The following is a 13,944-nucleotide window of genomic DNA, read 5'->3' as shown; positions in this document are numbered from 1 at the left end:
CCTTGGTTTTGCCTCAATCTGACGTAATTGCCGAATTGCTGCCGTATTCTCCCCTGCGCGAGCCGCATCTAGCCGCGCTTTCGCCAGAATGTGCCCATTCCGGCCATATTTCAGGGAGACTTCAATGCCAGACCCCAAGGTATTCAACTACACGATGGACGGCCTGTCCTATTCGGTCACCGTCTACGAAGAGGACGGAAAGATCCTCGCCGACATCGAGATGCTCGAAGGCTCGATGGACGTGAACGCCGTCTACTTCGGTGACGACGACTATTCCGGCTCCAGCACATCGCTTGGCGGCCCGCTCAACATGAACGGCGCCCAGTACGACGGCGAGAAGGTGCAGTGGGACGGCGCCTCCTACGTCAGCGACCCCGGCCTCGGGCCCGACGCCGACGAGAAGGAAAGCTACATCCACGCCGGTGACACGCTGACCCTCGAACTCGACGCCGACAGCCTCGACGACATCGACATCTTCGGCATCCGCGCCACCTCCACCACGACCGACGCCGGCTCCATCAAGGCCGTCTCCGGCGATCCGGAGGAACCGGAAGAGCCCGAGGACCCCGATGAGCCGACCTTCGACAAGGTCCTCTTCGGCACCGAGGTCGACGAATCCGGCAACGTGATCGACGGCATCACCCTCACCGCGCTCGACGATCCGGCCTACGGCATCCAGCTCCCCGAGGGGACCGAGCCCACCTTCGACAACTACCTCGCCTTCTTCGACGAGGAGGTCGAGGGCTACGACGTGGAGTCCCTCGAAACCATCCGCTTCTTCACCACCAGCCCCGAAGGCTGGGCGGTCCAGGTCGGAGAGCTCCCCGCCCCCGAGGACGGCTGGACCAGCGTCGACGACGTGCTCGAGGACTACGACGCCCTGGTCGATTCCGGCGCCTTCGATACCGAAGACCCCGGCGCCGAGGGCCTGAGCCTGATCGCCGCGCTCAGCACCGGCGACGAGGAAGAGGACGCCCCCGTCGAAGAAGAGCCCGAACCCGAAGCGGAGATGGACCTCGTCTGACCGCCGCGCGGCCCGGGGCGGCGCAACACCCCCGCCCCCAACACGGACCCGCAAACGAAAAAACCCCGGCCAGCGCCGCAACGCTCCGGCCGGGGCACGTGCCCCCTGACGCATCCGCCCGCGAACGCGGGCCCCGGATCAGCCCTTGCCGCCCGTGCCGTCCGTTCCGCCATCGCTCTCCTGGGCAAGGCGCGCGGCCCGCAGCGCGGCGGTCTTCTCGTCCCGCTTCCGCGTCTCCGTGTCGATCAGCTCCTTGGCGACCTCCGAGGTCTTCTCCATCGCGGTCTTCGGATGCGGCTTCACCGCCTTGAACGCCGATTCAAGACGTGTGCGGCGCGCGTCGGCCGTTTCCGCGCGCGCCTTCATCATGTCTCCGAACGTCGGCTTCACGCCAGTTCCACGTCCTTGGCGGATTCGCGACCGTCGCGACCCTCCTCGATCTCGAACGTCAGAGCCTGGCCGTCTTCCACGGTCCGCAGCCCCGCCCGTTCGAGCGCCGAGATGTGCAGGAACACGTCCTTGCTCCCGCCCTCAGGCTGGATGAAGCCGAAGCCCTTGTTTGCATTGAACCATTTCACGGTGCCTTTGGCCATCGTGGGTCTCCTTCATGTGTGCTGCCCGCAGAATGCGACAGCCCGGCCGGTCAGATCGAGAAGCAGACTGAGGCCGGTGAAGGAGACAGGTGCGGTCGGAATAACGTAGCCTTCTACAGATAAGGCTCCGAGTCTAGATTACAATGGGAGGCGATGTGACGGCGACGAGTAAAAGCGTCCAAGGATCGTTTTGGGCGCCACCATCGACGTTCGAACGAGCTCAAATTCAAGTCGTGCCGAATGTTCTATTGGAAGTCCGCAGGCGACTTGGAGAGGACCCGTTCGACGATGAAACCGAGTCCGAACACGAAACCAACATGAACGGCCACTAGGAACAATGCCCGAGCGCCAGTCATCTCTCGCGACGTGCGAGTTTTGGTGAGCTTTGGCGGCTGCTCAAGCCAAAGTTCAAGTTGAACAATAAGTACAGCATTGCAATAATACTTCAAATTTATCAAACTTCCTGCGAGCTTTCGAAACGAGGTAAAGAATGAACGACGCAAGCACAGAAGTTGCCGCGCACGTAGCCACACAGCTTATAAAAGATACCTTAGCGGCCGCATATGCTCCGATATCAGGCTACTTATCCGTCAAGCAGGGCCAATTTATAGAAAAGTTCTCATCATATTGCGGATTAGTTCACAATCGTAGCAGCCTAGTACGCACGCTTTACTCGAAGAACAAAGCCGTTCCGCTTGAGGAAGTATATGTCAAAACTCGTTTTCTACAGGGACCCAGAGAATTTAGCGACAATGACATAATAAACAGATTTGCTTCGGGACGAAGAATCATCATCAAAGGCAACGGCGGCTCTGGAAAAACCGTATTCCTAAAATACCTTTGGATTTCTAGATTTCTAAATATAGATGGGAAAATACCAATCCTAATTGAACTTCGGAGACTCAACGACCTTCAAAGCATCGACCTAATTTCCTTTTGCCGAAACGAACTGCAATCCGATATGTCATTTGGGAAAGGGGTGTTTGAAAAACTATGCGAAGCAGGGAGATTTGAGTTTATTTTCGACGGATTTGACGAAGTCAACAAAAGCTCTAGAAAGGCAATTGAGCGACAAATCATCCTCATATCCGAGAAATATCGTGACTGCTGTATATTGGTTTCCGGACGGGAGGACGACCGCTTCTCTTCGTGGAGTGATTTTGAGATTTTCTCGGTGTCACCGATGAACTACACAGACGTTAGAGAATTGATTGAAAAAGTTCCATTCGACAAGAAAGTTAAGAAAAAGTTTCTAGAAACCCTAAAAGAGGAATTCTACAATCAACATCGTAGTTTTCTTTCCAGCCCCCTACTGGCGATAATGATGTTAATGACTTTCAATGAAAACGCCGTCATACCCAGCAAACTCACTGAGTTCTACAAAAGCGCCTTCCAGACTCTCCTTACATGGCACGACGCAACGAAAGACTCTTTCGAACGAGACAGGGCTTTATCTGTCGACAACTTTCGGCGAGTCTTCGCCACATTTTGTTTGATTACTTATTACGAGCAAAACTACGAATTTGACGAACATAGTTTCCGAGACTATTTAAAGAAGGCACTGGCCTACCATAGCCTCTCAGTTGAGATTGACGACGTTTTAAATGACATCTGTGAATCCGCAAATCTAATGCAGAAAGATGGATTAAAGTACATATTTGTACATCGATCTTTCCAAGAGTACTTTGCAGCGGAATGCGCGATGCAAGTCATTTCTGGAAAAGCGGAGGACTTTCTTGAAACTTTTTCCAGAAGAGATCGAGACTCAGTATTCGCGATGTGCTATGAAATCCATCCAGAACTTGTTTTTGATAAGTTCTTTGAACGTTCGATAAAGTCAGCAAGATCTAGCGGATTTCTAGACCAGTCCAGCGGGGGAGGCGATAAAGATTTTTGGCTTTGCGAGTCTTGCCAAGTGAACTTTAGAAATTCAGAGGATCATGGGCTATACGCCTTTAGCGCGCGAATGCAGTCAAATGAATGTCACAACGAATTCGCCAGAACTGTTGACCTCGCCAGACGAGTTTCTGGAAAACCTTGGGACGAAAATCCAACGAGTTGGATTTTTGATGCGATGCTTCATAGCACCCGAAGGGCAGCACAAAACACTCGAATGAAAAGAGGGGATGAAGAAGAGCTAAAAGTCGTCGTCAATATTAAACCCAAAGGATACTCCTTTAGCATTAGAAATACAGGCTCAACAAACTTCTCCAAGGAAGATACCAAAAAATTCCGCGCCAAACTACAAAGCTTCTTCAGCGAGGATCTCAAAGCAAGAAAACCGGAAGTGGAAAAATACTACAAGGAGGCCGCCGAAATTTTCGACAGGCTCGAAAATGATAGACGTCAAAAAGAAAGGTCAATTGATGACATCCTTGGGATCAGTTCGTAGAGGCTGGCCAGTACTGTACATCATCATTCCCGCCACCGTCCGCCATTTGCACCAAATCTCAATCTCCACATGAATGAACAAGCAACAACCCATTGTTAACAAAGGGAGGTTTCGCCGCGAAACCTCCCTCCCGGCACCGAGCCTTCATCCGGGGCCCCGTGGGCTCCAGATAAGCCTTGCCAAATCCCCCGATCCGCGCTACCCGCACGACCTCACGCGGGGTGACAGCCTTGGAGGCACCCCGCCCTAACTTATGGAGAAACAAATGGCTGGTGAGATTCCGGATCTTCAGGCCCAGGAACGCACGGGGACGGGCAAGGGCGCCGCTCGCGCCGCACGCCGTGACGGCATGGTTCCTGGCATCGTGTTTGGTGGCGACAAAGAGCCCCTGCCGATCAACATCCCCTTCAACGTGCTGCTGAAGCGCCTGCGTCAGGGCCGCTTCAAGTCGACCCTCTTCAACCTTCAGGTCGAAGGCCACGAGGACGTCCGCGTCATCTGCCGCGACGTGCAGCGCGATATCGTGAAGGACCTTCCGACCCACGTCGACTTCATGCGCCTGCGCCGCACCTCGAAGGTGAACCTCTTCATTCCCGTCGAGTTCCTCAACGAAGAGACCGCCCCCGGCATCCGCAAGGGCGGCGTTCTGACCGTCGTGCGTCCGGAAGTCGAGCTGGTCGTGACCGCCGGCGAGATCCCGGAGAAGGTCGTGGTCGACCTCGGCGGCATGCAGATCGGCGACATCGTTCACATCAACGACGTCACCCTCCCCGAAGGCACGAAGGCCACCATCGACCGGAACTTCGTCATCGCCAACATCTCGGCACCGTCGGGCCTCAAGGCCTCCGACGACGCGGATGAAGCGGCCGAAGAGACCGAAGAAGCCGAAGCCTGACACCGGCCCCGCGGCGACCCGTTTCGCCGCGAACCCGAACGCCAGAGCCCCCGCCCGCAAGCGGGGGCTTTTTCGTGCCTATTCCAGCACCTGCACCGCCTCGAAGATCTCCAGCTCCGGCGGCCCGAGGTACATCCCCGTCGACGCCTTCGCCCCGCCGTGCGCCTTGCGGAAGGCCTCCGACTTCGTCCACGCCACAAAGCTCGCCTCGTCCTCCCACACCGTGTGCGAGGCATAGAGGACATGGTCCTCCCGCTCCGGCCCCTTCATCAGCGCGAAGCTCCGGAAACCCGGCACCTCCTTCAGATGGCTGTCGCGGCTGGTCCACATCTCCTCGAACGCCGCGGCCTGCGCGGGCACGACCTTGAACCGGTTCATCGTCAGATACATCGCTCAACCCCTTGGTAATTCAACGCTCATTGGTCTAGATAGGGTCAGCGAACCAGCCTGCGGAGGGGCACGTGCAGATTTTCGTTGGCCTCGGCAACCCCGGGGCGAAATACGCCGCCAACCGGCACAACATCGGCTTCATGGCGATGGACCGGATCGCCGGGGACCATGGCTTCGGCCCGTGGAAGTCGAAGTTTCAGGGCCAGATCGCCGAAGGGCGGCTGGGCGGCGACAAGGTGATCCTGCTGAAGCCCGAGACCTTCATGAACCTCTCCGGCCAGTCGGTGGGCGAGGCCATGCGGTTCTACAAGCTGGAACCGGGCGACATCACGGTGTTCCACGACGAACTGGACCTCGCCCCTGGTAAATGCCGGGTTAAGATGGCGGGCGGTCATGCCGGGCACAACGGCCTGCGCTCGATCCACGGCCATATCGGCGAGGCCTACCGCCGCGTCCGGCTGGGCATCGGGCACCCGGGCCGCAAGGAGCTGGTCGCCGCCTACGTGCTGCACGATTTCCACAAGGCCGACCAGGAGTGGCTGGACGACCTGCTGCGCGGCATCTCGGACGGGGCGCCGCAACTGGCCGATGGCGACGCGGGCAAGTTCCAGAACGCCGTGGCGCTCAGGACGGCGCCGCCGCGGTCCTCCGGGGGTGCCGCCAAGAAGGATGAAGCGCCCGCCGCAAAGCCCGATCCCGACACGGAAAAACCCGACGCGCGCAGCCCCCTGCAGCGGCTGGCCGACAAGTTCCGGTGATGCGCCGGGTCATCAGACGCACCGGGCAGATCCTGGCGGTGCTGCTGCTGATCCTCGCCGCCCTCGTGGCGTGGAAACACGAAGAGATCAAACGTCTGCGCGCGGTCACCACGCTCTTCGACGAGGACAGGATCGTCCATAATTTCAGCCACATGGATGCGCTTTTCGAAAGCACCCCCATGCCGGTCCCTGCCCCGCCGGAGCCCCTGCCGCGCGGCCCTGCGCTGACCATGCCTGCCGACTGGGACGACTGGCTGGCGCGCCGTGCCGTGACCGGCGTCGTGGTGCTGAAGGACGGCAAGCGTGTGCACGAGGACTACCGGCTGGGCACGCAGCAGTCGGACCAGCGCATTTCCTGGTCTGTGGCCAAATCCTATTTGTCCGGGCTTTTCGGCATCCTGCTGGCCGAGGGTCATGTGGACAGCCTGGACGACCTCGTGACGCGCTACGTGCCCGAACTGGAGGGCAGCGCCTATGAGGGCGTGACGATCCGCAACGTGTTGCAGATGACCTCCGGCGTGACCTTCGACGAGGATTACCTCGATTTCTGGAGCGACATCAACAAGATGGGGCGCGTTCTTGCGCTTGGCGGCTCGATGGACGATTTTGCCGCCGGGTTGTCGGAGCGTGACGGCCCCGCAGGCGAGCGATGGCACTACGTGTCGATCGACACCCATGTGCTGGGCATGGTGGTGCGCGGCGCGACGGGGCGGTCTCTGCCCGACCTGATGGCGGAAAAGCTGCTGGTGCCGATGGGGACGTACGGCACGCCTTTTTACCTGACGGACGGTTACGGCGTGGCCTTCGCGTTGGGTGGCCTGAACGTCACCACCCGCGACTACGCCCGCATGGGCGAGATGTTCCGCCTTGGCGGCGCCCTGCAGGGCCGTCAGATCGTGCCGCAGGATTGGGTCGAGGAGAGCACGGCCCCCTCTGCCCCGACCGAGGCAGGCAAGCTGCGCTACGGCTATCAGTGGTGGATCCCGGCGGACGCACGCAAAGGTGAATTCATGGCGCGTGGCGTTTACGGCCAATACGTCTATGTCGACCGTCAGAGCCTGACCGTCGTGGCCATCAACGCCGCCGACAGGAATTTTCGCGACGCCGATGCCTTCGACGACGCGCTGGCCATGTTCCGACAAATCGCGGGAGGGACGAGATGATTCAGAAAGACAAGGAAATCAACGTACTGGGGGAGCCTCTGGCGGCCTGCTCCAACGAACCGCTGACCGGCTTCTTCCGTGACGGGCACTGCAACACCTGCGCGGAGGACCGCGGCAGCCACACCGTCTGCGCCGTGATGACGGCGGAATTCCTCGCCTATTCGAAATACGTGGGCAACGACCTGTCTACCCCGCGCCCCGAATTCCGCTTTGCGGGCCTGAAGCCCGGCGACGCCTGGTGCCTCTGCGCGGGGCGGTTCTTGCAAGCCCATGACGAGGGTTGCGCGCCGAAGGTCAACCTGGCCGCTACACACGCCCGCGCACTGGACATCGTGCCGCTGGACGTGCTGGAAGCGCACCGCACCGATGGTCCGGAAAAGGGTTGAGGATAACCTCTCAACCCCTTGGCATTGCTGTGGGAAGCCTTGGTTTCGACGGGTGTGCCGCGGCGTTGACCTGAAGATCTTGCTTTTTGGCGATGTTATCGGGGCCGGTCTCGTCATTCCCCGGGGCCGTCCTGTCGTATACACGATCAATCCCCAGAGTTACCCACAGGGTATGCTCAGGCGGCTTTCGGTGTCTGTTCCACGAAAAGCTCCTCGATGAACAGGCTGAGGAGCTGCGCCCTGCCCGACACGGAGGCCTTGCGGTAGATCGCATTGGTCTGCGCCTTTACGGTGCCCTCGGACGTCTGGCGCATCGCGGCGATTTCCCCGGTCGACAGCCCCTTGATCAGGAACATCGCAACGTCACGCTCTGCCGGAGAGAGCGACCATTCGGTGAAGCGTTCCTCGATCACTTCCATGAGCGCGCCCGAGGCCAGCCTGAGCCGCGATTCCGCGTCGGCCTGGCGCAGCATCGCGCTGCGCAGGAGCACACCGCTGGCGATCACCCCGAGCAGCAGGCCGAGAATGGCGCCGATCTCGATCAGCTCCATGAGTGCCCAGGAGACGGGGTTGTACTGCAGGCCGAGGAGCGAGGCGAGCACGTCCCACAGCAGAAAGCTGCCGCAAACGAGTTGCAGCAGCAGGAGCAGAGCGAAGACGGGCCAGACCTTCACGAGGCGCGGAATGCGTGTATGAGCATTCACGCAGTTTGGCGCTTGCTCGTCGAATGGTCGAGAGAAGACTGATCGTCTTTGCCGCCGCCGTTGGATTTGCCGGACGAATTCCCCTTGTCGGACTTGTCCTTGCCGTTTCCGGACCCGCCAGACGAATTGCCGCCGGAAGAATTCCCGCCGGAGTTGTTGTTGCCGGAAGAGTTGGAGGATTTGCCGGAGCTGTTGCCCGATCCGCCGCTGGCGGAGGACGAGCTGCCGGCACCCGATGAATTGTTGGCGGCCTGCGGCGTGGTGGTGCGGGACTTCGGCGCGGCGCTGTCTTCGCGGCCGCTGTGGTAGTCGCGCAGGATCGCCCCGGTGGAGGGGTTCAGCACGATTTCCCGGTCGCCGGACTTGCCCGTGGCGGTCACCCTGATCCGCCCGAGCAGCGTGCGCTGGACGCGGATTTCCCCGTAGTTCTCGGCGCGCAGGCGCTCGACGATCTGATCGACCGCCGACTGGGCCAGTGCCGCCGTGCCGGACAGGAGCATGGCGGCGATGAGCGGGGCGAGGACGAGGCGTTTCACGAACGGTCTCCAGAAATTGCAGTCCGTGTCGGTACGGACGGACATGTCTGCGCCGACATCGCGGATGTTCTGAAAGTCGACACGGCGGGGCGCCGCAAACACTGCCATCTTACCGAGCTTGCCGCACGCGGAGCAGGTGTTGGGGACATTACTTCGCGTCACGATAAGACAACATGCGCCCCGCCGTATCTGCATCCGACATGGAACAGAGCGGGCGGAATGGCAATAAACTCCCGGAAAAGCGGCATAAACCTGAGTTTAGCACCGCTTTTCCGAAAGGCTTCGCAAAGTGTTATCCCATATCAACGCCAAGATGCTTGGCGACGGTGAAGATGTCCTTGTCGCCGCGGCCACAGAGGTTCATGCAGATGATGTGATCCTTAGGAAGCTCCGGCGCGATCTTCATCACATGGGCCAAGGCGTGGGACGGTTCGAGCGCGGGGATGATTCCCTCCGTCTCGCAGCACAGCTGGAACGCCTCCAGCGCCTCCTTGTCGGTGATCGCGACGTATTGCGCGCGGCCGATCTCGTGCAGCCAGGCGTGTTCCGGCCCGATGCCCGGGTAATCGAGACCCGCGGAGATCGAGAACCCTTCGAGGATCTGCCCGTCGTCGTCCTGAAGCAGGTAGGTGCGGTTGCCGTGCAGAACGCCCGGACGTCCGCCCGTCAGGGAGGCGCAGTGCTCCATCTTGTCGTTCACGCCCTTGCCGCCGGCCTCGACCCCGATGATCGAGACCTCCTTGTCGTCGAGGAACGGGTAGAACAGCCCCATGGCGTTGGAGCCGCCGCCGATGGCGGCGATGATGGTGTCGGGCAGACGGCCCTCGGCCTCCATCATCTGTTCCTTGGCTTCCTTGCCGATGATCGCCTGGAAGTCGCGGACCATCGCCGGATACGGGTGCGGGCCGGCCACGGTGCCGATGCAGTAGAAGGTGTCGCGCACGTTGGTCACCCAGTCGCGCAGCGCGTCGTTCATCGCGTCCTTCAGCGTGCCGCGGCCGGAGGTCACGGGAATCACCTCGGCGCCCAGCAACTTCATCCGGAAGACGTTGGGCTGCTGGCGTTCGACGTCATGCGCGCCCATGTAGACCACGCATTTCAGACCGAACTTGGCGCAGACGGTGGCGGTGGCCACGCCGTGCTGCCCTGCCCCGGTTTCCGCGATGATCCGGGTCTTGCCCATGCGGCGGGCAAGGATGATCTGACCCAGCACGTTGTTGATCTTATGCGCGCCGGTGTGGTTCAGCTCGTCGCGCTTCATGTAGACCTTGGCGCCGCCAAGACGCTCGGTCATCCGTTCCGCGAAGTAGAGAGGCGACGGACGGCCGACGTAATGCTTCCAGAGGAAGTCCATCTCGGACCAGAAGCTGTCGTCGGTCTTGGCCTTCTCGTACTCTTCCTCAAGCGAGAGGATGAGCGGCATAAGCGTTTCCGACACGAAGCGCCCGCCGAAGATGCCGAAGCGGCCCTTCTCGTCCGGGCCGGTCATGAAACTGTTAACGAGATCGTCCATAACGCCTCTCCTCATGTGTGTGCATGGGCTGAATAGGGCATTTGGACGGCCTTGGCGAGAGCGGTCAGGCGCGCGCGGCGGCCCTTTCCAGCGCCGGATAGCGCAGTCCGAGGGTCAGCCCCCGAGCGGCAAAGGCCACGAGCAGCGACAGCCACAGCCCGTGATTCTCCATCGGTCCGATCAGGAGGAAGACGCTGGCGAAATAGCATGCCGCCGAGATCACCATCATGTTGCGCATGTCGCCGGTGCGGGTGGCACCGATGAAGATCCCGTCGAGCATCCAGGACGCCAGACCGACCAGCGGCGCGGCGACCATCCACGGCAGGTAGGAGCGCGCGGCCTCGCGCACCGCGGGGTCCGCGGCCATGGCGTCGATGATGAACCCGCCGAGCAGCGCGAAGCCCAAGGCGAAGATGACGTTGCAGATCAGCCCCCAGAGGCTGGTCATCAGCGCGGCGCGGCGGACGCGGTCGATGGCCCGGGCGCCCACCGCCTGCCCCACCAGCGCCTCGGCCGCGAAGGCAAAGCCGTCGAGCGCATAGGCCATGATGTGCAGGAACTGCAGCAGCACCTGATTGGCGGCGAGCGTCACGTCGCCGAAGCGCCCGCCCAGCAACAGGAAGGAGACGAAGATCGATTCCAGCATCAGCGAGCGGATCAGGATGTCGGTGTTGACCACCGCCATGCGCTTCAGCTTCACGCGATCGAAGACGCGGTCCCAGTCGCGCCATGACGGCACCCGGAAGGCGGCGCGGCAGAGGAAAAGTCCCATTGCGAGACCGGACCATTCGGCGATGAAGGTCGCGGTGGCCACGCCGGTGACGCCCCAGCCCAGAGACAGCACGAACCACAGATCGAGGGCGACGTTGATGCCGTTCATCCAGAGCTGCAGCAGGAAGACGTCGCGGGTCCGCTCCTGCGCGATCAACCAGCCGTTGATACCGTAAATGGCGATGGCGGCGGGCGCGGACCAGATGCGGATGCTCATGTAGTCGCGGGCAAGCGCCTCGACCTCGGCGCTGGCGGGCGAGACGGCGAAGGCCACCCGGTAGACCAGCGCCTGCAGCACGATCAGCGCGAGCCCCCCGGCGAGGCCGATCATCAGGGCGCGGGTCAGGAGGGCGGCGACCTCGGCGCGGTTGCCCTCTCCGGCGGCCTGCGCGGTCAGCCCGGCGGTGCCCATCCGGAGGAAGCCGAAGAGCCAGTAGATGGCGGTCAGGACGACGCTGCCGACACCCACGGCGGCGATCGGTTCGGGCGACGGGATCTGCCCGACGACGCCGGTGTCGACCGCGCCCAGCAGCGGCACGGTGACGTTGGCCAGAAGGATCGGCAGGGCAATCTTCAGGACCCGCCCATTGGTGATCGGTGCAAAAGCGGGTGAGGTCATGCCGTGTTCCTTCGGGACTTGCACCGCTGTTTGAAACGATGCCGCCGGGAGGTCAAGGCGGTGGGGGGCGCGTGCCGGGGCGCGCGGGTCAGCCCTGCTGGCCGCGCGGCATCAGGAAATGCGCGGTGGCCTGCGCGAAGGGCCGGTCGCGGTTGTCCTGCCATGCCTCGGCCTGGACAGAGGCGTAGCGCCGGCCGGAGCGGGTGACGCGGGCGCGGCCGTAGGCGTCGCGCGGCAGGCCCGAGCGCAGGTAATCGACGGTGAAGTCGATGGTCTTGGGCAGGCGCGGCAACTGGCCCGAGGCCATGGCGTCGAGGTCCAGCGCGCCGGATTCGAGGTCGCCCCAGAGCCAGGTCCAGTTGAGCGTGACCATGGCGGTGACTTCGAGGAAGGCCGCCGTCACGCCGCCGTGGATCGCCTGCAGGAAGGGGTTGCCGATCAGGTCCTCGCGGAAGGGCAGCACGGCGGTCAGCTCGTCGCCGCGGCGGTCGAAGGTGACGCCGAGGTAGGCGATGTAGGGCACGCCGGAGACCAGCGCAGAAAGGGCTGCGTCGCGGCGCTGCTTGACCACCTGGACGGGTTCGGGGGCGGCACGGTTCATGTCATGTCTCCGCGGTCTTTGGTGTTGGGCGCCTGTTCGACGGTGAAGGTCCCCGTGGCGGCGGCCACCGGGCGGTCGGTGTCGTCGTCGCAGGCGGTGGCGCGGATGAAGGCGACGGAGCGCGTGATATGGTAACACTCGGCCCGCGCTGTGATGGTCTGGCCCGGGGTCGCGGGGCGCATGTAGTCGATGCGCAGGCTGATCGTGGCGGTGCCCGCGGGGGCGCGCGGATGGCTCATGACGGCGGCGCCCGAGCAGGTGTCCATCAGCGCCGAGACCGCCCCGCCGTGGATCACCCCGCTTTCCGGATCGCCGATGAAGCGGCTGTCGTAGGGCATCTCGATCACCGCGACGCCTTCGCCGATGTCGACGATATGCATGCCGAGCGCCTTCGAATGGGGGATCGTCTCGATGAATTGCCGCGCGATGCGGGCCTTGTCGACGGTCATGCTGGGACTCCTGCGGCGGGTTGGGGCGGACGGTGCCATGCCGCTCAAAAAGGGTCAATCGGCGGGCCAATCTTGCCAGACGCAACGCTGCGGCATAGCTTTTCCCGGTACGAGCTGGAGAGAGTGGGATGGGCAACGTGCGATTGAGCTTCAAGGAGATGTGCGCGAAGTTCGATGTCACGCCGCGTACCCTGCGGTATTACGAGTACATCGAACTGCTCTCGCCGGAGCGCGAAGGGCGCTCGCGTTTCTACGGTGCGCGGGAAATCGCCCGCATGACGCTGATCCTGCGCGGGCGCAAGTTCGGCTTCCCGCTGGAGGACATCCGGCAGTGGCTGACCATCTACGAGCAGGACGGAAACCAGGCGCAGATGCGCGCATGGGTTGTACTGGCGGACAAGCAGCTCAAGGAACTCGAAGAGCAGAAACAGCAGATCGAGGAAGCGCTCACCGAACTCAAAGCGCTTCGGGACGAAACTGCGCAGTCGCTCGATTCGTGACAAACTCCTTTGTCCGGGCGCTTTGAGCGTTCTTCTTATGCGGGTAAGGTTTACCTTACCCAACGTCCGCGTGATCCATGTAACAAAATTGCTATGTGTACGCCGGGCCCGTGCAGGAAGTTACGTCAGTTACCATGTGACGCAGCGTATGAGTTACGTCACCGAAATTTCCCATTGTAAGAATGGATCGAAATCCGCACCTCGGGCGTCTCTTCTATGAGAAACCGAGGAAAGCGGACATGACCGAAGACAAACTGATGACCATTAGGGAGATGTGCGACGCCTACGAGGTGACCCCCCGGACCCTGCGTTTCTATGAGCAGAAAGAGCTTCTGGCCCCCATCCGGGAAGGACAGAAGCGGCTCTACACGAAACGCGAACGGGCACGCCTTGTGCTGATTCTGCGCGGCAAGCGCTTCGGATTCAGCCTTGAGGACATTCGCCAGCTCCTGGACCTGTACGAACTGGGCGACCAGCAGCGCACGCAGCTGGAAAAGGCCTACGAAATTGCCGAAGCGCGGCTGGACGAGATGATCCGGCAACGCGACGACCTCGACAGCGCGATCGTCGAGCTGAAGGAACAGATGAAGTGGGGCGAGAAGATGCTCGGCTCCATGGAAGAGAAGAAGGCGGCGGCAGAGTAGATGTCC

The 13,944-nt window shown here is 61.5% G+C and carries 17 protein-coding genes; 8 read left to right on the top strand and 9 right to left on the bottom strand.

Annotated elements, in window-relative coordinates:
* The first annotated feature begins 124 nt into the window (after positions 1–124).
* Entirely contained in the window at positions 125–1,024 is a 900-nt protein-coding gene (locus ACU0DV_RS01715) for a hypothetical protein (protein WP_446242056.1), read from the top strand.
* A 138-nt stretch (positions 1,025–1,162) separates the two neighbouring features.
* Here ACU0DV_RS01715 and ACU0DV_RS01710 read toward each other — a convergent pair whose 3' ends face one another.
* Complete coding sequence (locus ACU0DV_RS01710) at positions 1,163–1,414, bottom strand: hypothetical protein (RefSeq protein ID WP_100927373.1); 252 nt, start codon at positions 1,412–1,414, stop codon at positions 1,163–1,165.
* Complete coding sequence (locus tag ACU0DV_RS01705; protein WP_100927374.1) at positions 1,411–1,617, bottom strand: cold-shock protein; 207 nt, start codon at positions 1,615–1,617, stop codon at positions 1,411–1,413. Before ACU0DV_RS01705 ends, ACU0DV_RS01710 begins: the two co-directional genes overlap by 4 nt.
* A gap of 490 nt (positions 1,618–2,107) precedes the next feature.
* Between ACU0DV_RS01705 and ACU0DV_RS01700 the strand changes: the two genes are divergently transcribed.
* Complete coding sequence (locus ACU0DV_RS01700; RefSeq protein WP_446242057.1) at positions 2,108–4,009, top strand: NACHT domain-containing protein; 1,902 nt, start codon at positions 2,108–2,110, stop codon at positions 4,007–4,009.
* Between the two features lie 265 nt (positions 4,010–4,274).
* A complete protein-coding gene (locus ACU0DV_RS01695; protein WP_446242058.1) occupies positions 4,275–4,904 on the top strand; it encodes a 50S ribosomal protein L25/general stress protein Ctc in 630 nt (209 codons plus the stop codon).
* A gap of 78 nt (positions 4,905–4,982) precedes the next feature.
* Here the strand turns inward: ACU0DV_RS01695 and ACU0DV_RS01690 are convergent, their stop codons facing one another.
* Entirely contained in the window at positions 4,983–5,294 is a 312-nt protein-coding gene (locus ACU0DV_RS01690; RefSeq protein WP_100927377.1) for an antibiotic biosynthesis monooxygenase family protein, read from the bottom strand.
* Positions 5,295–5,365: 71 nt separating this feature from the next.
* On the opposite strand from ACU0DV_RS01690, the gene pth reads away from it, so the two are divergent.
* Genes pth through ACU0DV_RS01675 form a run of 3 tightly spaced genes read left to right on the top strand, consistent with a single transcriptional unit; the run spans position 5,366 to position 7,601 of the window.
* The gene (pth, locus tag ACU0DV_RS01685; protein ID WP_446242059.1) at positions 5,366–6,052 is read left to right on the top strand and encodes an aminoacyl-tRNA hydrolase; all 687 of its coding nucleotides are present in this window, start codon (positions 5,366–5,368) and stop codon (positions 6,050–6,052) included.
* Entirely contained in the window at positions 6,052–7,215 is a 1,164-nt protein-coding gene (locus ACU0DV_RS01680; RefSeq protein ID WP_446242060.1) for a serine hydrolase domain-containing protein, read from the top strand. Before pth ends, ACU0DV_RS01680 begins: the two co-directional genes overlap by 1 nt.
* Positions 7,212–7,601: a DUF2237 family protein gene (locus ACU0DV_RS01675; protein WP_100927380.1), complete on the top strand. Its 390-nt coding sequence runs from the start codon at positions 7,212–7,214 to the stop codon at positions 7,599–7,601. The genes ACU0DV_RS01680 and ACU0DV_RS01675 overlap by 4 nt, the downstream gene beginning before the upstream one ends.
* Before the next feature lie 176 nt (positions 7,602–7,777).
* Here ACU0DV_RS01675 and ACU0DV_RS01670 read toward each other — a convergent pair whose 3' ends face one another.
* The 6 genes from ACU0DV_RS01670 to ACU0DV_RS01645 all read right to left on the bottom strand — a co-directional run bounded on the left by ACU0DV_RS01670 (position 7,778) and on the right by ACU0DV_RS01645 (position 12,794).
* Positions 7,778–8,305: a helix-turn-helix transcriptional regulator gene (locus ACU0DV_RS01670; RefSeq protein WP_306418221.1), complete on the bottom strand. Its 528-nt coding sequence runs from the start codon at positions 8,303–8,305 to the stop codon at positions 7,778–7,780.
* The gene (locus tag ACU0DV_RS01665; protein WP_446242061.1) at positions 8,302–8,841 is read right to left on the bottom strand and encodes a hypothetical protein; all 540 of its coding nucleotides are present in this window, start codon (positions 8,839–8,841) and stop codon (positions 8,302–8,304) included. The genes ACU0DV_RS01670 and ACU0DV_RS01665 overlap by 4 nt, the downstream gene beginning before the upstream one ends.
* Positions 8,842–9,133: 292 nt before the next feature.
* The gene (trpB, locus tag ACU0DV_RS01660; protein ID WP_100927383.1) at positions 9,134–10,354 is read right to left on the bottom strand and encodes a tryptophan synthase subunit beta; all 1,221 of its coding nucleotides are present in this window, start codon (positions 10,352–10,354) and stop codon (positions 9,134–9,136) included.
* A gap of 64 nt (positions 10,355–10,418) precedes the next feature.
* The gene (locus ACU0DV_RS01655; RefSeq protein ID WP_446242062.1) at positions 10,419–11,744 is read right to left on the bottom strand and encodes an MATE family efflux transporter; all 1,326 of its coding nucleotides are present in this window, start codon (positions 11,742–11,744) and stop codon (positions 10,419–10,421) included.
* A gap of 88 nt (positions 11,745–11,832) precedes the next feature.
* On the bottom strand, positions 11,833–12,345 hold the full coding sequence (locus ACU0DV_RS01650) for a PaaI family thioesterase (RefSeq protein ID WP_100927385.1): 513 nt from the start codon (positions 12,343–12,345) through the stop codon (positions 11,833–11,835).
* Positions 12,342–12,794: a PaaI family thioesterase gene (locus ACU0DV_RS01645; protein ID WP_100927386.1), complete on the bottom strand. Its 453-nt coding sequence runs from the start codon at positions 12,792–12,794 to the stop codon at positions 12,342–12,344. Before ACU0DV_RS01645 ends, ACU0DV_RS01650 begins: the two co-directional genes overlap by 4 nt.
* A gap of 128 nt (positions 12,795–12,922) precedes the next feature.
* Here ACU0DV_RS01645 and ACU0DV_RS01640 point away from each other — a divergent pair, with 128 nt between their 5' ends.
* On the top strand, positions 12,923–13,294 hold the full coding sequence (locus ACU0DV_RS01640) for a MerR family transcriptional regulator (RefSeq protein WP_283982709.1): 372 nt from the start codon (positions 12,923–12,925) through the stop codon (positions 13,292–13,294).
* 239 nt (positions 13,295–13,533) lie between these two features.
* Positions 13,534–13,938: a MerR family transcriptional regulator gene (locus tag ACU0DV_RS01635; RefSeq protein WP_100927388.1), complete on the top strand. Its 405-nt coding sequence runs from the start codon at positions 13,534–13,536 to the stop codon at positions 13,936–13,938.
* Positions 13,939–13,944: the final 6 nt, after the last annotated feature.

The organism is Sagittula sp. (assembly GCF_052825245.1).
Note: the sequence above shows the minus strand (reverse complement) of the source record. Positions and strands in the feature narration are given on the sequence as shown.

Bases quoted from the DNA above. Each gene is read 5' to 3' on its own strand.
- ACU0DV_RS01635 (WP_100927388.1), top strand. From the start codon at position 13,534: ATGACCGAAGACAAACTGATGACCATTAGGGAGATGTGCGACGCCTAC.
- ACU0DV_RS01650 (WP_100927385.1), bottom strand. From the start codon at position 12,345: ATGAACCGTGCCGCCCCCGAACCCGTCCAGGTGGTCAAGCAGCGCCGC.
- ACU0DV_RS01680 (WP_446242060.1), top strand. From the start codon at position 6,052: ATGCGCCGGGTCATCAGACGCACCGGGCAGATCCTGGCGGTGCTGCTG.
- ACU0DV_RS01690 (WP_100927377.1), bottom strand. From the start codon at position 5,294: ATGTATCTGACGATGAACCGGTTCAAGGTCGTGCCCGCGCAGGCCGCG.
- ACU0DV_RS01645 (WP_100927386.1), bottom strand. From the start codon at position 12,794: ATGACCGTCGACAAGGCCCGCATCGCGCGGCAATTCATCGAGACGATC.
- ACU0DV_RS01675 (WP_100927380.1), top strand. From the start codon at position 7,212: ATGATTCAGAAAGACAAGGAAATCAACGTACTGGGGGAGCCTCTGGCG.
- ACU0DV_RS01715 (WP_446242056.1), top strand. From the start codon at position 125: ATGCCAGACCCCAAGGTATTCAACTACACGATGGACGGCCTGTCCTAT.
- ACU0DV_RS01695 (WP_446242058.1), top strand. From the start codon at position 4,275: ATGGCTGGTGAGATTCCGGATCTTCAGGCCCAGGAACGCACGGGGACG.
- trpB (WP_100927383.1), bottom strand. From the start codon at position 10,354: ATGGACGATCTCGTTAACAGTTTCATGACCGGCCCGGACGAGAAGGGC.
- ACU0DV_RS01700 (WP_446242057.1), top strand. From the start codon at position 2,108: ATGAACGACGCAAGCACAGAAGTTGCCGCGCACGTAGCCACACAGCTT.
- ACU0DV_RS01705 (WP_100927374.1), bottom strand. From the start codon at position 1,617: ATGGCCAAAGGCACCGTGAAATGGTTCAATGCAAACAAGGGCTTCGGC.
- ACU0DV_RS01640 (WP_283982709.1), top strand. From the start codon at position 12,923: ATGGGCAACGTGCGATTGAGCTTCAAGGAGATGTGCGCGAAGTTCGAT.
- ACU0DV_RS01655 (WP_446242062.1), bottom strand. From the start codon at position 11,744: ATGACCTCACCCGCTTTTGCACCGATCACCAATGGGCGGGTCCTGAAG.